Genomic DNA, 21,097 nt, shown 5'->3' on the forward strand with positions numbered 1-21,097 from the left:
ATTGCCTAGCTATTTGATAAATAACTAATTATCTATAAGAAATGAAAAAAGGCTTTACCAGCTAAGAAGAAACAGCAAGTTATGGATTGTTCACCATTTAATTGCTTATTCCCTCCAGTGTTATAGGCCTAAGTACTTTAAGCAGATAAAAAATCTGGAGGGAAATTATAATAGAGACAACGGGTCATTTACGCTTAAAACATGTAAACGGCTGATAGACGCAAGGTTCTAGGTTCAAATACATGGTAGTGCAAGTCTTCGGTCGCGCTATCAATAGGGTCATTGGCTAAGCGACTGGCATAAAAATAATCAATGTCGTGATCTTTGCTATCAAGGGCATTCAAAATATCCAGCTTTAGGGTTAGCCGAGAAAATTTGTAACCTAGATTAACATTCATTATTTGTGAGGCGTCAGACGTGACACTTGCGTCTTCTGTCAATGGACGTTCAGAAAAATAGCGTAGTCTGGCACTGCCGAACCAGCCTTGCTGAGGTTGGTAATGTATACCGGCTTGCAAAACATGTTCAAGTGCACCGGGAATGTGATTATTATTGTTTGCTAACTTATCGAACTCAGCATGGGTGTAGGCATATTCGATATCCAATGTTAAGTCTTCGGTAATGCTGTAATAAGTGGTTAACTCGATACCATAACGAGATGTGGAGTCACTGGGTTCAGTATTCCCCGCGTCCCCTACAAACAATAATTCGCTGTCTAGGTTAAGCTGCCATAAAGACATAGACGCGTTAAGTTTTCCAAATAAATGGGTCCGTAAGCCTACTTCAAAACCGAATGAGTCCACGATAGGATCGACTGGCTGTATTGACTCCCCAGAATTAGGATCGACTTGCACTATAGTGCCTCTGGCGTCATTACTATGGAAACCTTGTCCTGCGGAAATATAGGCTTCCCAATTTTGGTTAAAGGTGTAAATTAGGTTTGCTTTTAGGGCGACATTATCAGCGTTTTCTGTGCCTTTGTTAGCGCTTAAGTCAATACCATTGATATTTGTATTGATATTGCTATTTACATCAAAATTAAAATAATCATAACGGGCGCTGAATATTGTTTTAATGGGGTCACTCCAAATAATGGTGTTTTCCCAATAAATGCCGGCACTACTTTCGTCTACCGCATCATTTCTGATTGCGCCTAATCGTTCGCGTTGTTGGGTGTGATAAAGTCCTACTTGATCGATATTGTCGACACGTATTTGGCCACCAAACTCATTCGAGACAGGCAATCCAGACCAGTTTGAAAATAGTGTATAGCTTAACTTGCCGCCGTATATTTGGCGCTTGTCAACTTGTTCGAATTGGTCCCCTGTGGTGGGGTTATCTAAAAAATAGGTAAAGTTAGACCAAAGGTTTAAATCGTAATCTATGACGTATGCGGAGGCACTGAAATTTTGATTTTCCCATATGGCATTAAGACTATAACGACTGCTTTTGCCACCTAAACTTGTATCCAATGAGCCTAACTCATCAATAATACCGGTACTCACCGCCCGTTCAGGTATTTGATCTGCACTATTCCAAGTATTGTCGTAGCCCATAAATGTGACTTTTAAATCGCCATTTTTCACCTTGCTGTTATAACTTAAAAATACATTGGTTTTGTCTAGGTCTTCTTTGATGTCTGTCCAAGGGCCATCATAAGTATTGAATTCAATGGCGTAATTTAGATGGTCTTGGTTTAACGCCAAGTTGCCGGCTACTAAGTAGCGCTGAAAATTATCTTCTCCTATAGTGGCAGAAAATAAAGGAGCTTGTGGCTTTCCAATGGTATTAAAAGAGGCACTACCGGCTCCACTAAAATCATCTACTTCGCCATAGTAGGCGCCTTTTTTGAAAGCGATAGTTTGAATGGTTTCAGGAATAATAAAGTTAAGATCGGTATAGCCTTGACCATGACCATGACTGCGCATGTTGACTGGCATTTGATCAATGAAGGTCGCAAAGTCGGTGCCATGATCTAGATTAAAGCCTCGCAAAAAATATTGATTTGCCTTGCCTGTACCGCTGTGTTGCGTGACAACCATGCCGGGCACTAATTCAAGAATTTCCCCCACTCGTAGCATAGGTCTATTTAAAATTTCTTGTTGACCAATGATGCCTTCTGATGCTGAAATAGCATCACCAACTAGATTGGTTGCTTTTCCTTGGACTTCAATTTTTTCTATCTGGATATCTTGTGTTTGCTCACCTAAAGCGGCAAACGAAGACAACGAAGCAACACTGAATAAAATACCACTTGTCATTGTGATGTATGTTTTGGTCAATACCTTTACACTACTTTTGGGTTTTTGCATTTCGTTACCTTTGACAATTTTTTGCATCTGAAAATTACACTTATGCGTACAGTTAAACATGACAAATCAAAACCGATAAGGCCTCGGTGGAAAATATGAAATTCAACAATATATCGACGAAACCCGCTCTATCTGCTCCTGTATTGGGAAAACGGGAAATAGATACTCTCGGATTGTTTTGGCGGGACGAAAGTCTCTCGTTAAGTGCGAGTGATATACTTAATATGCTCTGCGCGCAAACAGATAAACCTGACAATGTGATCAGTATTAATACGATTCAAAGTACCATAGAGCGTTTGTGGAAAAAGCAATTACTCAGTCGTCGAAAACAAGGCAAGGCCTATATTTACCGGTCGATTTATTCAAAACAAGAAGTGATCAGTAGTTTAATAAATGAGATCAGTGACACGCTTGGTGAAGGTGACGATAGCGCCATCATGTCTGGTATTTTTACGTTTTTAAAGTCTCGAGATACCAATAAATATTTGAATTTGTTAGAAGCCCTTGAACAAGACCCTGTGTTTACTGAGGTGCCTACAAACAATGTTAGGTGACGAAGTTTGGGACTTGGTCGTTACTGTTACTACCCTAGTTTTTATTGCTAGCGGAATTTTTGGGGTCAGTTCGATATTGGCTGTTTGTGCCTATTCGTTGCATCGAAAATTCGTCAGCAAGGTTAAGCAGAGTTTAAATAGTGTTTGGATAGTGGTGCATGCTTATTGCGCTTTTTGCGCAACCCTAGTGGTCACAATATGGTTGTCTTACCCTGCGTCACTTAACTTGCCATTTGTTTTCAAGCATTGCCATAGCCGCAATTGTGACCGACACATACCGGCAATAATGGACTCCAATTTTCTCAAATTCCTGTTTGTGTTTTTCACTGTGAGTATGCTGCTGATATGCTGGACTTTAATTAAAACGCAACAGAAAAAGTTAACGTCGCAAATAAATAGTTTACTTCGGTTATCTCAAAACAAGCAGCATTCTGAAATCCAATTGTACAACGCCAACATTATCGAAGCGCCCCAGCCGGTATTATTAAACGTGGGTTTGCTTAATCCTAAGTTGCTTATATCTACACAGCTGACAAATTCGTTAGCTGCCCACGACGTAAAATTGCTGTTAGCGTACGAGTATGGAAAAGCGAAGCAGTTTGAAAACTTCAAAGTGAAGCTTTTACAAATTGTGTGTTTATTTTGGCCATCAAAATACCGCTCACTCATTATTCTCGATTTACGTACTCACTTACATAGGCGTGCGTTAAATGAGATCCGCCAGTTGTTAGGCAGTCACAAGATCCATATTCCTGAGTTAATACTCAATAATATGGCTAATGACGTTAAACAGTTTGTATTGGAAGTAAACGAAGACAAGGCGCACCCCTCTGATCCCATTAATACTTTTGTTAATGATGGGCATTTAAGTGTTTTTGGATACCTTGCTATTCTTGGTTATTTCATCTGTTTGGTGATTGTCACCTCTAACTTGTCCCATGTTTTGTTTGAGCTTGTTGGCTAATTGCATTTTTGCTTGGATAAATAACTAAAGGTAATCCACAGTTCAAGCAATGGTGATATAGAGCCCAATGGTATCAACGTTGTCAGAGAATAACGCCTTTATTGTTACTTAGTATCTGATGATTAGGCGTTTATTCCCCATTTGCTTTAGGGATGCTGTGTAACAGTGTGTCATAGTGAGAGTATATTTTACCCACATCCATTTGATTGAGAAACCCAGAGCAGGTTAAGTAGGCTAATAAATACCGAGCATCTTTTACCCAAGGTGGTAAATATTTGGGGGTTTTACACAGCCCCATTTTTTCGAGTTTGTAGATCACTGGCATATCTTCAATGTCTAACTTGCCGCAAAATAACAACTTTAAACAATCTGCTCGGCCATTGGCTGCTATTGCTTTTAAAAAATTGTGTACCCGAATCAATCCTTCTAAGTACACGCCATCTTTGGTAAAAGGTGCGCCACCTGTTAAAACACCGCCCCTAAAGACTCTGCGGCTATTTTCATAGGCTTGAGATTCGTTACCAATACGCCCTAAAAAGTATTGATATACCTGTAAAAAGTCAGCGCCATCTATGGCCATTTGTATGGCAATAATACGATCGGCAAGTCGACGTAACCGATCTAAGTCAATTGAATTGGTAATGTATTCGGCAAATACGGCTAAACCTTCTTGGGTTTTAGTCGTGCCGGGGTGTCCCGCCGCTAAAATTTTAAGGTGGGGCTGATTTAATCCATTAATAGAAGTGGCCACATGAATATGGGCTTCATGATTAATTAATTGTTGAGCGTCTAAGTCAGTAAAACACGCGGTTTTTCTGATCCTGATAAGTTTAGGACTCGCCAAGGCATTGGCTGACAGTTCATCCACAATTTCAACTTGTGGCGCTTCATCACCAAACATTTTTATGACGGCCTCGCGCATTTGTTCGGCAATACCAGAGGCGAGATAACACACAGGTGCAGGGGCGCCTAAATCGTAGTTAGCATAACTACTAATTTGTGTATCAAAACTTTCGGCTAACCCTAGGGGGGTAGATTTTCCGTCCACAAAAGGGTTAGTGGGTTTGCCGTAAAGTTTTTCAGAAAATTCATAGAATTTCTTGCTACCTGTGGATGCCATCATTAATGCACTGTATTCAAGTTTAACGGCAATACTCTCAAACCATTTATCTACATCTGAATTTCCAATTAAGGCTCTAGCATCACGCACCGCAGATAAGGTGTTAGCGGGATCAAATTCAGGATAAGTGACTTTAGGAAGTGCCTTGCATTGATCAGCAAAAAACTGTCGCTTTACATCTCTATGCCATTCCACATGAGTGAGTATTCGAATAGATTGACTGGCACCATATAAGAGTGAACTAATGTTTTGAATTCGCTGTTTTTCAGCTTCTATTGTCATAGTTTTTCACTTGTATTGTGGTCATTTTCAGGCTTATCCGAAATGGGAGGAGTGGTATTTAGGGTAACAGGCATAGGTTTGGTTGCTTCTCCTGAATAGATACTAATATGAGGGAATGGAATTTCAATACCCTGCACATCAAAGGCTTTCTTGATTTCCTGATACATAGTGTTTTTTAATCGTAGAAAGTTCTCTCGTTTGGCCCAAACTGAAAATTGAATGTCCACTGACGATGAGCCGAAGCCTAACAGGATAAACAAAGGAGCAGGTTCATCTAGGCATAAGGTATTTTTAGCCGCCACTTCGGCGAGAATGAGTTTAACTTGTTCAATATCTTCTTTGTAGGCAATACCAATTTGTAAGTCTGCCCGTCGAATTGGAAATTTAGTGAGTGTGGTTACTTGTGATTTAATCATCGATTCGTTTGGAATACGTACAAACAAATTATCAAAGGTTCTAAGTTTAACGGATAACAAATCAATGGAAATTACCTCCCCAGTGGTATCTCCTACACGGATGATGTCAGCGATTGAAAAGGGCCTTTCCATCATCAAAAATAACCCACTGATGAGGTTGGATGCAGATGTTTGTGAAGCAAAACCTACGGCAACACTTAAAATTCCCGCTGCACCTAATAGCACACTTAAGTCGAAACCCAATTCTCTTAAAGCTGAAAATAGCATAAGAATAAAAATGCCATAAAAAATGGCGCGTCTAAGTTGTACTTTACCGTGAGTGCCAAGATGTGCGAAGTCGATGCGTAACACCGCAGTACTGACTATTTTTGCGACAAAGTAGCCTACAATCAAAATTAATAGCGCTTTGGTTATAGCAAAAATATGTAGTTGTTCCATCAAGCTAATCGTTGAGGTTGTTTCTTCCATTATGGACTCCACACTTAATTAGGATTATTAGCCTAACAAGCTTTTGATTGATTTTACGAAATGACGGTTGTCTGATATCTGCCGTGCGTCTGATACTAAAGTCATATTGCCTGTTCCTTTATCAGGAGGACTACGTTTAAGTCTCAGGCCTGTTTTATCACTATCACTGTGATAGGTAATTTCGACTTCTTGGGTCCAGAAATCTTGGTTTTCATCTGCATATAAAGCTAAAAATGGTGCCGGGAGATTAATACGTTCAATGACCAAGGTTTCGGTGTGCTGATTTTTAATTAACACTGGGGTAATGGCTCTGTGCCCGCGTTTTTCAATTTGTAGCAAATTAACCCTCGCATCTGTGTATTTTGCATAACACAATTCACCTTCCATAGTTGATGGCCCAAACCATGAATCAGAAGGGCGCAAAAAAGGTATATCAACTATGGGGGAGGTCTTGTTTTTTAACTTCATCAAGAACCATAAAGGCGAACTAATGTAGAGTTCGATATGCTCCCCTGGCAAAATGTTTAATGAAGTAGCGGGTCTTGCCACTATGGGTCTGTCAGCTAACATGGGGGATATATTGATGGTATCAGTTGTTTGATTCACTAAATGTCTTGAGTAGGGCGGGTCGCTGAACGTGTTTGCGGTTTTCAGTGACTTAACAGTTATTTGCGAAGTACTTTCAGAATCTGACTCTTTATTCCAAATGACCCACTCTTTTGGCAATCTTTGAATAGCGATCATACGTTTGCCAAGACCCCAAACTTTAACCTCATCCAGCGCCAGAGACACCTCTCCCCACCAATTTATTGTTTTAGTCATTAATACTCCCGACACGCTGATACAGCATCACTATTTCGTTTGTAGCATATATCACTCTGACAACATTCATTACTACATTTTTGTGGTGGAGCATTTTAGGAAAGTAAAATAAAAAACATTTGCACAATTACTGAACAGTATTATACTGTGTGTATATACAGTAGTTGATTGGAGGCAACATGAACAATCCTTTTAATACCATTTGTGGCGCTCATAAAGTTAACCACAGTAGCCTGAGCGCAGAACATTATGCCAGTATGGATTTATGTAGTCAGGCGCAAATGTCTGAAGACGCAGATAATATTCTTAGTCGTATGGATAAACTCAGGGCTTTCGCAAAAGAGCAGCAAGCCGCACGGGCAAAATCTCAAAGGCGACAAATTAGTTTTTGTTTTTAAGGTTTAAGCTAATAAACCTGAATTTTGGGGCCGCCATATCGCCCAGCAAAGCAATAATTGCGTTAGTTAAACCCAAAATAGCAAGTTTGGCTAAGTTTTTTACGAGCAACTACTGCACAATGTGGCTATTCAAACTAAACAAGAAAATACCTATTTGTCTGTGTATCTCCCAAGGCTCGATGTGGTTGTTAAATACATTGAGTCTAATTTAAATAAAACTATCACTACCTCTGAGTTAAGTGAGATTGCTTTTTTATCTAAGTATCACTTTCACCGCATTTTTGTGGCGCACTTAGGGATCAGTGTTGGTCAATACATCAAATTATTGCGATTCAAACAAGCGTCTTATCAATTGGCATCTCGTCATCAAATGTCTTTGTTGGATATCGCTATTGATTGTGGATACGAGAATGCATCAAGTTTATCGAGAGAATTCAAAAAAGTTTTAGGGTTAACGCCTTCTGCTTTTCGAAAGTCTACTGATTGGTCGTTATGGCATCAGGTAGTCGACCCTTTATTACCGCCAGTCAATTCATTCACGGATTATCTAAAGGAGAAAAATATGTCCGCTATCAATCAAACTCAAGCAGTTAAAATTATTGATTTCCCACAAACCACAGTTGCTGCTTTAGAACACCATGGGGAACCACACAAAGTGATGGAAACAGTAGCGAAGTTTATTCAGTGGCGGAAGGAAAATGGCCCTTCACCTAAAGTTAGTGATACCTACAATATCCTCTATGACGACCCCGCAAATGTCGCACCTGAAGAATATAGGTTTGATGTATGTGCTTCAATTCAATCCCCACTTCAAGCGAACACTTACTCGGTTGTGGAAAAGGTCATTGCTGGTGGCCGCTGTGCTGTGTTAAGGCATATTGGCACTGATAGCGGTCTTGGGCACAGCATTCATTATCTGTATTCTCAATGGTTACAAAAAAGTAATGAAAGCCTCAGAGATTTTCCATGTTTTATTAAACGTGTGACTTTTTACCCAGATGTGCCTGAACATGAAATGATCATTGATATATATCTACCAATAAAGTAACGCATTCCTTATAAAAACCTTTAAACTATACACATCTTTAGGGTTGGATGAGCCAACTTCGTTTTTAGGAATATTATGATCAACAATGATGTCATGCGCCGTGTGCGTTATATCTTCGATTTCAACGACGCCAAAATGATTGAAATTTTTGCCCAGGCCGATTATCCCGCTACTGTTGAGCAGCTGCATACTTGGTTACGCAAAGATGATGATCCGGCCTTTGTTGAAATTACCGATTTGCAGTTTTCACTGTTTTTGAACGGTTTGATTAATTTAAATCGTGGTAAGCGAGAAGGTGTAGAAGCCCCAGTTGAACGTAAACTTACCAACAACATCATTTTTATGAAGTTGAAAATAGCGCTAAATATGCAAGCTGAAGCGGTATTAGAAGCAATGGATTTAAGTGGCTTTAAAATCAGTAAACATGAGTTGAGTGCGTTTTTTAGAAAACCAGAAAATCGCCAGTATCGAGCCTGTAATGATCAAATAATGCGTAATTTTTTGAAAGGACTACAGATTAAGATCCGTGGGGAAGGCTCGGCTGATTAATTGCTTTTTGGGTCAAGGCAATTGGCAGTGCTCATTTATTCCTAGCGACCACTTCGGCAATTACTTACTTTTGAATAACTGTTGAAAGACGTCTGTCTTTTATACAAAATCAACCAAAGTCGGTCGTGACTATCGGCAGTCTATCAATATATTTTCGTTAAGAAGGTTGGATTCTATCCAACCTGACCTTAGGTTATTCAAAATTCAAACTGCTATATCTACCTGATGCACCGCGCCCAGCCTGTTGTTATCGGTGATAAATACACTGGTTTGACGAATTTGTGCAGTGGCATTGCCAAGATGGTCGGTAAAAGTAAAGGGGGTATTCGCAGCATTCAGGGCTATGGCTCGAATGCCGCCCTCAGCTAAGGACTGAAGTGTCTGCTGTCCATCCCACAAGCTAAGTTGGTCAAAGAGTGAATCGTCTGATTCGATTAAATCATTGTGATTGTCATCTAGCTCGGCTAACTCAGTAAAACCTTGGCCTGTTTGTGCTCCAAATAGTTCCAGTCCATTGTCAATGCGCCCATTTTGATTACGATCGTAGGCTAAATACCACGCCCCTTCAGCCAGTTCTGGGATCAATTCTTTATGTCCATCTGCATCTAGATCAAATTTTTGTTTGTCCTTAACAAATAATTCCCGTTGCGCACCTATGTTCAACACTAAAGGATCGCTAAACTCAACAGCTGTCATGCTTAATTGCGTTGTAATATCCAGCTCTCTGGTGTAGTTCAGCGAAAAGTTATGTGAAGCAAAAGATCCATCTGATTCATCTAACCAGAGAGTGGTATTGTAGTCCAACCGCTCATACTCATAGAGTCTTTGTGTAACTGATAACACACTGTTTTCGTTTACTAGGTGGCCTTGAATCTCAAAGCTTTGTGAGTTGGATTGTTGTGCTTCATCTAGGGATAACTTGGCGAGCTGTTGCTGTTCAATGTAGATAATAATCGCTCTGCCACTCAGGCTTTCGATGGTTTTTCTTTGCACTTCTTGCTCAGGTGATAAGGTAAGCCGGTAGGCTTCATCTTCGACAGTGGTGGTAAGTGTCTGTTGGTTTTTGCTGGCGATATGCCCAATCTGACCGTCACTGTTGACCGCCGTAATGTCTCGCTCACGGATCTGTTCAAACTTGTGGTTAACTTGTGTTTTTTGACTGGAAATTTGCATAATTACAACCCTCCTTGTCAATGTTATCTGCCGGAGGCTGGAATACTTTAGGGTTAGTTTGTCGCGTAAAAATCAAACGCTATAAAACCCTTGTACCATAAAGCTAAATGAATCTTAGTGACTCTGGATCTCCGCCAAATAAATATCCGCTTGCCTGCCATCGGTTTGACTATAAATAAGCTGAGTGTGGTTTGGACTCACCGCTAAGGTTAAGCCTATTGCCGAGGGCAAAATGTCGCTGACTTTTTGTACTTCACCAGTTTCAATATGGCGTCGCCACATGCCTTTATCTGGCTCAAGTTTAGGGTAATATAAATAGTCGCCTTGTACTGTCCAATGCCCATCAAGTTGGGGGTTAAAATCCTTAATTAACACTTGTTGGTTGTGACCGTTAAGATCCATAGAATACAGGCCGTTACGATGGGGCAACGAGTAGATTATTTTATTACTCTGTGTGGCTTGCAGTCGCTCAACACTAAAATCAGTTAGTTGTATGAGATTTCCATTTTTAGTTATTTTAACTAAGGTCGATTTTTCATTCGCTTGTTTCGAAATAGCATAAATATCTCCCTGCTGGGAATACTGACAGGCGTGATGCTGCTTTGAAACGCCATATAATGGTTGGTAGTGGGTTGTGGCAAGATTAATTTGATAACAGCCATAACCCTTTGCGCTGCGACTACTCACTATTAAATGACTGCCGTCAAAAGACCAGTTGGGCTGCACTAAGTCGGCATCTTGGAGCATTAATAGTTGGCTTTGTTGTTTAGTTTCAAGGGAATACAACCAAATAGCTGCTTTGCCTTTTCTGTTGCTCACAAAAGCGATTTGTTGACCATCGGGAGAAAAGCTGGGGAAGTTATTGTATTTAATTGACTGGATAATAGGGGTCGCAATGGCCTGTTTTGCAGTTAAGTCAAGCTGCCAAATATTGGCGTTATAATGCACATCTTGAAAGGCTAAACGAGAGTTTTGCTGATTAAAACTGGGGTATTTTGCATCTCTGGCCCCTAGTAAAGTTGTTTGCTGGCTTTCAATATCCACTAACCACAAATTTCTGTCACCTAACACATTACTATCATAAATCAGCTGCTGGCTGTTTATTAGCCAGTCAAAGCTGGTGATAAAAGCCACTTGTTTAGTCAAAGCGATGGCTGGTTTTTCGGTACCTGTCTTCGTTAGTTTGCTAATAAAAATCTGGCGAATAGAATCATTACCGCGAGTTAAAGCCAAGTGTTTTCCATCAGGTGAAAAACGGGGGCGTGTGTCATAACTGTGTTGATTATCAGGAAAACTGAGTTGCAGGTGCTGCTTACTGGATAAGTCATAACGCCAAATGGCTGATACCTTTGTGCTATTGTTTTCTTGGTTAACAGAGGGCTTATTAACATATAGGAACTGTGTACCATTTGCGGACCAGTCAAAAATGCCTGATGCGTTAGGAGACATACATGCGCTGATTTTTTCACGCTCTAATGATGGTAAGTGATAAAGGTAGACAGTGCATCTATCATTGATTACGGCTGCCACTAACAATTTTTTATCATCAGGTGAAAAAGAAGCCGACATTAAGTGATGTTTAGGATCGCTGATTTCATACAAAGGCTCACCTTTGTCATCAACCACTTTTATCAGCAACTTGTGGCCTTGTTTCACTGAAAAAGCCAGCATATCCCCAGTACTTGAAAGCGCGGGGTGAAATTCTAGGGCATTATCTGTGGTGACTCTTTGGGCGGTGATCAAAGCTGATTTGATTGGCTGAGCTTGATCCTCAGTTGGGGCCTCTAAAAAGTATACAAAAAACACTAATATCAGAGCTATCAACAATATCAATAGGCCGTATTTAAAAGTAGGCTGAAGAGTACTTGGTTGTGACTGGTGGGTTCGAACAGTACTCACTTTATGAATAAATCGGTAACCTTTTTTTGGCACAGTTTCAATAAAGATGGGTGCAGTTGAGTTATCACCTAAAGCAGCACGCAATTCGGCAATACATCTTGAAAGTGCATCTTCGTTGACTATTTTATCTTTCCAAATTTCATCAATTAGCTGATTTCTGCTGAGCAAATGACCTTGATTGCTCAGCAATAAAAACAATAACTGAGCTAACCTAGGTTGCAAACGCAGGCTTTTTTGTTTGGAATTGAGCTGTCCATCCTTAGGATTAAACTGCCAATCAGCAAAATGATAAGGGGTTTCTGGGGTCGAGGCTTGGTCTGAGATCATTTGAATATTCTACATTAAAACAAACAGTTATCAGCAATTAGTGCTAAAAATCAAACCTCTGGAGGTTTTCAGGAAATTTTTAACCTCATCTCCGAAGGTTTTTCTGGGAATCTATCATTAAAATACTACTGAATTGACTCAAAGGTCATGGCTAATTGATGAAGGAAATCAAATGTACCGATTTAACTCTCTACCTCTTGCAAGCTTATTAGGCATTTTAAGCTTAGCCTCGTTCGCTGCTTTATCTAACACACCTAATTTAGGAAGTGACAAATGTGATTCTCTGTTATTGGTCAGTAGTTGGAAACGTAATAACGTAAAAATCTACGACGGTTGCAGCGGAGACTTTATTCGAGACCTAGATAGTCAAAATTTAATTGATGGCCCCCTTGGCATTTTACAAGCGCCTGACGGTGACCTGTTAGTAGTGAGCGAAACCAATGGCAGATTACTCAAATTTGATTACCAGACCTTATCCAAAGGCCGCGTGATTATGGGGGACGATCCCACCACTTCCATGCTCGAAAATAATTTTATTAAAAATCCTGTAGGCGCGGTAATTGGTAAAGATGGATTTATCTTTGCCGCCAGTTACGGCACCAATGAAGTCGTCAAAATAGATACTCAGAAATGGGAAATAGTTGAGCTAATGTTGCCTGCTGATAATGGTCACGTTAAAGGCATAGACGTAGGCATGGCCATCAGTGACGACGGCTTTTTGTATTTACCCGGTTATGACAGCGACAATATTATCAAACTGAATCTAACCGATAAAACCGTCACTACTGTTGTTGAGCCTGGTACTAAAGGGTTGGATGCGCCAAGGAGCATATTATTTAGCGGTCAAGAATTCTTAGTCACTGCAGAACGAAGTAATAAAATCATGGTTTTTGACCTAGAGGGGAATTTTAAAGAGGTGCTAATAGATGTGGTTCGCCCTACAGGTCTTAAAAAGGATGGCGATGAGCATTTTATCGTGAATACCTCGAATGCGGTTTATCGCGTGTTAAATGATGGCAGTGCCTATGAAAAAATTGTGCAAAGTGGCAGTGGCGACTTAGCCGGTGGCACTTTTGTATATCGCTTGTTTAAAACCATGCATAAGCCCAACACAGCCCGCCATGATACAAAAGAGGCCAACTAATGCTTAAGATGTTGAATATGACAAGGTGTTTTGCCTTGAGCATAATTGTTAGTCTTAGTGGCTGCAGTTCTGATGGCGCCACCGCTGCTAACAGTGCAAAAACCAATGTGCCATCCCATGTATCTGATTTAGCCGCTATGCCAGTGGCAGATTATGAAGTGTTATTTATTGGTAATAGCCATAGTTCGGCCAATGGCTTACCCAATTTAGTCGCGATACTGCTTGAATCAGCTGAGTCCGGAAAAACCGCCAACGCCGCGTTAGCCGCTGGTTATGGTTTTTTAGATGAGCGAGTGAATGACGGTGTCACCGAAGAAGCGCTAAAGGCTCGCCAATGGACTCATGTGTTTTTACAAGCACAAAAGTATTCCACTACAGGACGTTACTTTTACCCCACATTAGCGGCGCAAACATGGATAAAAAGTGTTAAATCACTATATGCCTTGCCTATCATGTTTCCTGAATGGCCAAGGTATGCAAATAAAGAAGAAGGGCAGCGGATATTCGACTTGCACCTATCAATTGTTTCCCAAGAAGCGGCATGTGTAGCACCCGTTGGCCTTGTTTGGGATGCCTCCATAAAAAGACACCCAGACATTAAATTGCATGCAGTAGATGGTAATCATTCCAACCTAAACGGTGCACTATTAACCGCTTATGTGTTTTTTCAAATCATCAGCACACAACCCGCCAATGTATTAGAATATATCCCCGAAATTGGGGTAAATGAAGTTATCCAAGCAAAGTTAAAAGCCGTGGCGCTAGATTTTCACAATTTACATTTGCCTTGTCCTTGAATCGATAAAACATCAGTGATACTCAAGGATAAAAGCAAATAGGTCACATTCAATATACTGTTGAATTTAACGCTAGAGTACAATTTCTATTGCCGCGTCCTCAGTGAAATTGTATTTGAAGGTACTGAGTTGAATCCTTGCACTTGTCTGTCAGAAAAGTTCTTTAACTTAAAAGTAAGATTCTCTATTTACCTGCTTTTCCTCAATTATCCTGTGGTCAGAAGCTTTTGTGTTAATTCTATCTATTGATTTCCGTATTTTTCAAATGCGGATTAGGGTGATAACTTTTACTCTAAATATTACTCATAGTTCCCAAAAAGTCTTTTATTTCTACAGCAAGTTTGACAAAGTTTGTACATTCACTTAACTTATGTCTTATATAAGACATAAAATTAAATTTACGCCTTTAAAATTGGAAAAATAGATGCCAAATAAACAAAAAAATATGCCCAAGGTTGGTTTTGGACTTTGGAAAATTCCCCAAGATATCTGTGCGGATGCAGTTTATAACGCTATTAAAGCTGGGTATCGTCATTTAGATAGCGCCTGCGATTACGGTAACGAAGTGCAAGTAGGTGAGGGCATCAAACGCGCTATTGATGATGGTTTGTGTACTCGTGAAGATCTCTGGGTGACCTCTAAGTTATGGAATACCTATCATGCAAAAGAGCATGTAGGCCTAGCTTTACAAAAGACGTTAACTGATTTGCAATTAGACTACGTGGATTTGTATTTAATCCATTTCCCTATCGCACAACCTTTTGTAGATTTTGAAGATCGCTATCCGCCAGAGTGGATAACAGACCCTGCGGTCGGCAAAATGGAACTAGCCCCTGTGCCCTTGTTTGAAACGTGGCAAGGAATGGAAGCCATACATGAACAAGGTTTGGCGAAACAAATTGGTGTCTGTAACTACAACACAGGTTTGTTGCATGATTTGATGTCGTATGCCCGAATTAAGCCAGCGGTTTTACAAGTGGAATCTCACCCTTATTTAACGCAAGAACGCTTAATGCGATTAGCCAAGCAGTATGGTATTGAGGTGACTGCCTTTTCTCCCCTTGGCGCTTTATCCTACTTAGAACTCGACATGGCCGGCGCTGCAGAATCTGTTTTAGAACAGGCTGTCGTTAAACAAGCGGCTCAAAGAGTAGGCAAAACAGCCGCTCAGGTTGTGCTGCGTTGGGGAGTACAAAGGGGCAATGCGATTATTCCAAAAACCTCTCGCCCTGAACGTCTAATTGAAAATTTAGACATTTTTGATTTTGAATTAACCTCAGATGAAATGCAGGGTATTTCAGCGCTAAACAGTAATAGACGATTTAATGATCCGGGTAACTTTTGTGAAGCTGCCTTTAATACTTTTCACCCCATTTACGATTAACAGAGGCGCCAGACAATGCAACCCATTAATTATGTAGAAGTGCCACATCAATTGAACTGCTCGGATTCAGTTTTTCCTAGTGTAGTTGTCAACGATGGTTCCCTAACTTCGCTGCAACAATGTAGCGATTGGATCAAAGCGAACTTGAGTGAACTTGAGGCTAAGTTACGGGAATCGGGGGCTATTTTATTTAGAGGATTTCCATTAGATTCGGCTGAGACCTTCGATGAATTTTCAAACTCTTTTGATTACCCGAATTTTACTTATAAAGAATCATTGTCGAATGCGGTACGCATCAACTTTACTGAAAGGGTGTTCACCGCCAATGAAGCGCCTAAAGATGTGGAAATATTCCTACATCATGAAATGGCTCAAACACCTATTTCGCCAAGTAAATTGTTTTTCTTTTGCAAAAGTGCAGCCGAACAAGGTGGTGAAACACCTTTATGTCGTTCTGACATGTTATTTGCAGAGTTGCAAAAACAGATGCCAGCTCTTGCAGCAGATTTTGCAAATAAGGGCCTTAAATACACTACTCATATGCCTGCGGAGGATGATCCTAATTCAGGACAAGGTCGCAGTTGGAAAAGCACATTAAGCGTACAAAGTGCGGCCGAAGCAGAACAAAAATTGGCTGACTTAGGCTATAGTTGGAAATGGCTTGATGACGGCAGTTTACGGGCTACTACGCCTGTTTTACCCGCTGTAATTGATATGGGTAATCAGAAAAAAGTATTTTATAATCAATTGATTGCTGCATTTATGGGGTGGAAAGGTGTGCGAGAAAACCCTTCTAGTGCTATCACCTTTGGAGATGGTTCTGCTATCCCAATTGAAGGGTTAGAGTTGGCCGTCAAATTGTCTAAAAAGTTCACTTTTGACTTACCTTGGCAGGATGGCGATGTGGCGCTAGTGGACAATTATATGACTATGCATGGTAGACGCCCTTTTTCAGGCGAACGCAAGCGGCAAGTGTTGGTTGCTTTGGCAATAGACTAATAATACATCAATTTTTATGACAATTTTTACAGACCAAGTGAGCGAATACATTGCATATCAAAACTAAGCTGCCGGGTGTTTTAATTTCTGTCATTGTTGGCCTAGCTGCCTTGTTCTTAAGTGAACATTATGGCGCACCTGCGATGTTATTTGCCTTGTTGTTAGGCATTGCCATGTCCTTTTTATATGAAGGCACAAAATGTAAAGAGGGCATTGAGTTTACTGCTTGTCATATTCTACGTGTAGGTGTTGGATTATTAGGATTACGTATCGCCTTTGGTGATTTGGCAGCCTTAGGTTGGAAAACTGCATTGTTATTGGTAGTGGCTATTGTCAGCACTATTGGCCTAGGAATGGTATTAGCCAGAGCGCTTGGGTTAAAGAAACGTTTTGGGGTATTAACAGGGGGCGCAGTAGGTATATGTGGAGCGTCGGCGGCCATGGCAATTGCGGCTGTGTTACCTGAGAGTAAAGATAAAGATCGCGATACTTTGCTGACAATTGTAGGTGTGACTGCATTGTCAACAGTGGCTATGGTGATGTACCCAATAGTGGCAGGGGTACTCAATCTAGATCCCACTCATACTAGTATTTTTCTAGGCGGCACCATCCATGATGTGGCACAAGTAGTAGGCGCAGGGTATTCAGTATCGGAACAAACAGGCGACTTAGCCACTTTGACTAAGCTAGTCCGTGTGGCTTTCTTAATGCCTGTAGTGGTGTGTATTTTGTTAGTGCTGAGAATGAACTTAGATAAAACTTCAGATGCTAAAGCACCTGGTATTCCAGCATTTTTAATCGCCTTTATCGTGTTAATGACAATTAACAGTTTAGTGGATTTGCCTGAGCTAGTGACCCAAGGCGCCACAGACATTTCTCGTTTTGCCTTAGTGATTTCCATTGCCGCTATTGGCATGAAATCAAATCTGGGACAATTGCTTGAAGTGGGTTTAAAACCTATTTTACTGTTAGTGTTAGAAACCCTATGGATCGCGGGCTTGATACTAGTCTGTTTGCCCTATATTTAAGCATAGTCGTCAAAGCATTACTGCTTATCATGATGCGTCAAGCTTAGCTCGTATTCAAAATCCATGGATGCTGCATTAATTGACATTCTCCCCATACAGGTAATTCGAGTAAGGGACTGATAGTCTCGGCCTTAAAAAAATCCATTCCTAGTAGAACTCAGTTCTAATGTTATAAATTCGTTACAATTCACTACCTTATGATGTCAGGCACTGCTAAAGTGGTGCACTTTTAAAATCAATATGGAAGTAGACGCATATTGATAAAAAATTGTCATTTAGATTTTTCGATTTGAGCTCAAAGGTGCAGGGTATGTCTTTTCTTACAATAAAAATTAGTTGGCGTTGGACCGCCGCTGTTGTACTTTTTTTGTGTGCTTTTTTCGCTTTGATGATGGGGGTGACATTATCAGAGCGACCAGATATTCAAACCGCTGATATGCTAACTAAAGCTTATTATAGCTTAGGGTTGTTTGTCATGGGGGGCTTGGATTTGGGCACCCCTGTTGATGGTCCTGTGGTGGCTAAATTGATGTTGTGGTTAAGTTATTTTGGATCACCCATCTTAGCGGCTTCAACCATTATTGAAGCGGTCATCAAAACCATTTCCCCTTATAAATGGCATTTTCGGCGCATTAGTAATCATATAGTGGTATCTGGCGCTGATGAGTTGACTATTACCTACTTAAAGCAACTTAGGTTGGTGCAACCTAAAATACCCTTATTAATTATATGTGATGAAATTTCACCTGTTCGCGAAGAAGAACTTAAGCGTCGTTATCATGCCAAAGTGATTACGGGTGATGTGACTCGTAGTTATTATTTGTCGAAATTATTTCTACATAAAGCCAAAAAAGTATTATTACTTGGCCAAGATAATTTTCAAAATTATGAGGCTGCACACAAAATTTTGCAGATGCAGCCATCATTAAAAGGCAACATTATTATTCACTGCAATAGCATTCGCTTTATGCGTTCTATGGCTGATTCTAGCGTAGCTAAACAATGTATTAATTTTAACGCATACCAATTAGCCGCTTCGGCTTTAGTTAAACAACATTTGATTTCGCATTTTGTAGAAACTGTGCCCAAAGATGTAGTGGTAATAGCGGGTTTCGGTTTATTTGGTCAAACAATTCTTGAAGAATTGCAGCAATATGCACAACAAGAAATAGATACTATTGCCATTATTGGTATCGATGCCAAACGCCGAATTCAAGTCGTGGATGAACAACTAAAGTTAACTAATTTTTGTAAAAGGGAAATATTTGAAGGAAATATTTCCCATCCAGAAGTGTGGCAACAATTACGTGCCAAAGTGGATTTGTCTAACACTCAGCCTATTATTATTTTATGCACAAACTCAGTAGAAGATAATTTTAGAACCTCTTTGTGGCTCAAAAATAAATACCCCGACTCAATGATAATTGCGCGCAGTTATTTACCATCAAAATTCGCCGAAAATGTTAGCGAACAATACAATATTTTGAATGTGAGTATAAATCAGTTAGTGAAAGATAACTTCCCAGAGGAGTGGATGGCGCCTTAACGTATAAAGTGTGAATTAATAGGTAGCAAATTGTATGAGGGAATACCCAAGAGACATTAACATAGCTATATCTCTGTTGCCTTTGCGCTCAAAGGCTCATCTAGGTGGCGGTTTGTTTGAATGCAAACATCCTCCCTAAGGGACTAATTGATTGCGGCCTTGATCTTTAGCTTGATAAAGCCTTTTGTCTGCACGTCTAAAACAGTCACTTATGGTTTCATCTTCTTCACTTATCACCCAGCCAATACAGGCTCTTACCTCAATTGATTCATAATTTGGGATGACTATTTGATTCACTCTTAAATGTAATGCTTTGAGTGTGGCAGCAAATACAGATTTTTCTGGAAGACGTTGAATTATGGCGAATTCCTCACCTCCGAAGCGCCCTGCAATACAATCAGCAGTATTCAATGGTTGCAGTAGTGCTGCTATCTGGCATAGCACTATGTCACCCACATCATGTCCATAGGTATCATTAACACGCTTAAAATGATCCAGATCCAATAACGCTATTCCAATGGTCTTAGCGTTGTGTTCGATACAATCATCAACAAATAAATCCAAACTGCGCCGGTTAGGTAATTTAGTCAAAGGATCTTTCGATGCGAGCTCCTGAAGCAATTGATTAGAGGCTTCTAGTGCTTGGGTGCGCTCGTTCACTAACTTTTCTAAGGCGTAAGCCTGTTGTTGTTCAAGGTCTCTTTGGCTTTGTAAAAGTTTAATGAGATAAGTTGAGATCATTACCGTTAGTAATAAACAAGTTGAGACTAAGCCCAACATTAAAGACCCAATCGGATCAACGGGAATATTCAGACCAAGTGCAATGGCTACAACAATAGCGCTACTTATTGAGAAGGGTAACATGGCAAAAATAAACCATAAGGCTTTGACAGAGCCAGCAGAGAACTCTTTGTAGGTGATGAAGAATGCTAATAAAACTGACGGGAAAAACCAATATAAAGGAATGACCAAAGTGGTATTTAAATCTAAGAATAACGCAGAAAACAGCCCACTTATCATTAGCAAAGCGGTGTAAGCCATTACGATATTTTGAAAGGCTACTTTCTTGTCTTGGCGTTTTAAAAGTGAAATTGTTAACCAAGATGACGACACCATGACGCTGTAAAGTAAAAGTCCGTAGGAAATATCATTGATTTGAGGGTAGTTTGGCCAAATGAGTTCAAAGCCATAACCAAATACACGAAAAAACCAAGCACCAAAGGCAAAAGTAAACACCGCAAAACTTAAATAGGAATAGTATTTTGTGGCTAAAAAAATAATTAAACTAACAATTACTAAGGTACTCATAGCGCCGAAGAATGCCATGTCTCTCATAACATTGTGTCGGTACAAAGCGGTGACTTGTTCTGGCGTATTTAGGGTAAACGAATAACGCAAAATTTCCCCTTGCATAAAGCCCGAAAGTTGTGTTGATTGGTTTGCTTTTAGGTGTACTGGAAAAATATAATCAGGTGATTCTACCGGACGTGTTGAAAAGTTTAATGCATCACCTGTTACCCAAGTATTGAGTCCATCAGTAACAGTTATATGTTTTATTGCTGGGAAAGGGAGTACCAACCACAACGAATGTTCAATAGATTGACGGTTCTGTATCGACACTCGAAAATGTAAATATTGCTCTTTGCTGCGGGATAATTTTTTATCGTGGGAAAGCCATTTTTCATCACCCACAAGGGTGTCACTGTCGGTTACAGTGAATTCCATATGTTCATCGAGATTAAGTTGTGAATCTCCAATCCAAGCAACTTCAGCAGCATTGCCAATAAAGCTTGTTAGCAATAACCACACTATTACCCAATACTTCAGAATTTTCACCACTGATACAGCTTACATTTTTATATATTAA

Annotated in this window: 18 protein-coding genes; 11 read left to right on the forward strand and 7 right to left on the reverse strand. The window is 40.1% G+C overall.

The genetic code is table 11. The annotated features are described in order from the left end of the window. Positions 1-194: 194 nt before the first annotated feature. A complete protein-coding gene (locus tag AAC000_RS14885; RefSeq protein ID WP_339723635.1) occupies positions 195-2,339 on the reverse strand; it encodes a TonB-dependent receptor in 2,145 nt (714 codons plus the stop codon). 68 nt (positions 2,340-2,407) lie between these two features. Here AAC000_RS14885 and AAC000_RS14890 point away from each other — a divergent pair, with 68 nt between their 5' ends. Beyond that, a complete protein-coding gene (locus tag AAC000_RS14890; RefSeq protein ID WP_339723637.1) occupies positions 2,408-2,866 on the forward strand; it encodes a BlaI/MecI/CopY family transcriptional regulator in 459 nt (152 codons plus the stop codon). Continuing rightward, positions 2,856-3,830, forward strand: coding sequence for a hypothetical protein (locus tag AAC000_RS14895; RefSeq protein WP_339723639.1), 975 nt, complete (start codon positions 2,856-2,858; stop codon positions 3,828-3,830). The genes AAC000_RS14890 and AAC000_RS14895 overlap by 11 nt, the downstream gene beginning before the upstream one ends. A 130-nt stretch (positions 3,831-3,960) precedes the next feature. On the opposite strand, the gene AAC000_RS14900 is transcribed toward AAC000_RS14895, so the two are convergent. The 3 genes from AAC000_RS14900 to AAC000_RS14910 are packed head-to-tail and all read right to left on the reverse strand — an operon-like array spanning position 3,961 to position 6,938. Beyond that, entirely contained in the window at positions 3,961-5,232 is a 1,272-nt protein-coding gene (locus AAC000_RS14900; RefSeq protein ID WP_339723640.1) for a flavohemoglobin expression-modulating QEGLA motif protein, read from the reverse strand. Continuing rightward, positions 5,229-6,116: a mechanosensitive ion channel family protein gene (locus tag AAC000_RS14905; RefSeq protein WP_339723641.1), complete on the reverse strand. Its 888-nt coding sequence runs from the start codon at positions 6,114-6,116 to the stop codon at positions 5,229-5,231. The genes AAC000_RS14900 and AAC000_RS14905 overlap by 4 nt, the downstream gene beginning before the upstream one ends. 27 nt (positions 6,117-6,143) lie before the next feature. Then, positions 6,144-6,938 (reverse strand): hypothetical protein, encoded by a 795-nt coding sequence (locus AAC000_RS14910; RefSeq protein WP_339723642.1) that lies wholly within the window; start codon positions 6,936-6,938, stop codon positions 6,144-6,146. Between the two features lie 179 nt (positions 6,939-7,117). Here AAC000_RS14910 and AAC000_RS14915 point away from each other — a divergent pair, with 179 nt between their 5' ends. The 3 genes from AAC000_RS14915 to AAC000_RS14925 all read left to right on the forward strand — a co-directional run bounded on the left by AAC000_RS14915 (position 7,118) and on the right by AAC000_RS14925 (position 8,933). Continuing rightward, on the forward strand, positions 7,118-7,336 hold the full coding sequence (locus AAC000_RS14915; RefSeq protein ID WP_339723644.1) for a hypothetical protein: 219 nt from the start codon (positions 7,118-7,120) through the stop codon (positions 7,334-7,336). Between the two features lie 121 nt (positions 7,337-7,457). Continuing rightward, complete coding sequence (locus AAC000_RS14920) at positions 7,458-8,384, forward strand: AraC family transcriptional regulator (protein WP_339723646.1); 927 nt, start codon at positions 7,458-7,460, stop codon at positions 8,382-8,384. A gap of 75 nt (positions 8,385-8,459) precedes the next feature. Further along, entirely contained in the window at positions 8,460-8,933 is a 474-nt protein-coding gene (locus tag AAC000_RS14925; RefSeq protein ID WP_339723647.1) for a DUF1456 family protein, read from the forward strand. Between the two features lie 204 nt (positions 8,934-9,137). Here the strand turns inward: AAC000_RS14925 and AAC000_RS14930 are convergent, their stop codons facing one another. Continuing rightward, on the reverse strand, positions 9,138-10,106 hold the full coding sequence (locus tag AAC000_RS14930) for a hypothetical protein (protein WP_339723649.1): 969 nt from the start codon (positions 10,104-10,106) through the stop codon (positions 9,138-9,140). A 114-nt stretch (positions 10,107-10,220) separates the two neighbouring features. Continuing rightward, positions 10,221-12,332, reverse strand: coding sequence for a winged helix-turn-helix domain-containing protein (locus AAC000_RS14935; protein ID WP_339723650.1), 2,112 nt, complete (start codon positions 12,330-12,332; stop codon positions 10,221-10,223). Between the two features lie 172 nt (positions 12,333-12,504). Here AAC000_RS14935 and AAC000_RS14940 point away from each other — a divergent pair, with 172 nt between their 5' ends. The 6 genes from AAC000_RS14940 (at position 12,505) to AAC000_RS14965 (ending at position 19,230) form a co-directional block, all read left to right on the forward strand. Then, on the forward strand, positions 12,505-13,476 hold the full coding sequence (locus AAC000_RS14940; RefSeq protein ID WP_339723651.1) for a hypothetical protein: 972 nt from the start codon (positions 12,505-12,507) through the stop codon (positions 13,474-13,476). Between the two features lie 35 nt (positions 13,477-13,511). Next, on the forward strand, positions 13,512-14,273 hold the full coding sequence (locus tag AAC000_RS14945; protein WP_339723652.1) for a hypothetical protein: 762 nt from the start codon (positions 13,512-13,514) through the stop codon (positions 14,271-14,273). Between the two features lie 424 nt (positions 14,274-14,697). Further along, positions 14,698-15,657 (forward strand): aldo/keto reductase, encoded by a 960-nt coding sequence (locus tag AAC000_RS14950; protein WP_339723654.1) that lies wholly within the window; start codon positions 14,698-14,700, stop codon positions 15,655-15,657. Between the two features lie 15 nt (positions 15,658-15,672). Continuing rightward, entirely contained in the window at positions 15,673-16,656 is a 984-nt protein-coding gene (locus AAC000_RS14955) for a TauD/TfdA family dioxygenase (protein WP_339723656.1), read from the forward strand. Positions 16,657-16,706: 50 nt separating this feature from the next. Continuing rightward, complete coding sequence (locus tag AAC000_RS14960; protein WP_339723658.1) at positions 16,707-17,684, forward strand: putative sulfate exporter family transporter; 978 nt, start codon at positions 16,707-16,709, stop codon at positions 17,682-17,684. 310 nt (positions 17,685-17,994) lie between these two features. Next, a complete protein-coding gene (locus AAC000_RS14965; protein ID WP_339723660.1) occupies positions 17,995-19,230 on the forward strand; it encodes an NAD-binding protein in 1,236 nt (411 codons plus the stop codon). Between the two features lie 135 nt (positions 19,231-19,365). Here AAC000_RS14965 and AAC000_RS14970 read toward each other — a convergent pair whose 3' ends face one another. Further along, the gene (locus AAC000_RS14970; RefSeq protein WP_339723662.1) at positions 19,366-21,066 is read right to left on the reverse strand and encodes a diguanylate cyclase; all 1,701 of its coding nucleotides are present in this window, start codon (positions 21,064-21,066) and stop codon (positions 19,366-19,368) included. Between the last annotated feature and the right edge of the window lie 31 nt (positions 21,067-21,097).

The organism is uncultured Paraglaciecola sp., assembly GCF_963977085.1.
Classification (GTDB): domain Bacteria; phylum Pseudomonadota; class Gammaproteobacteria; order Enterobacterales; family Alteromonadaceae; genus Paraglaciecola.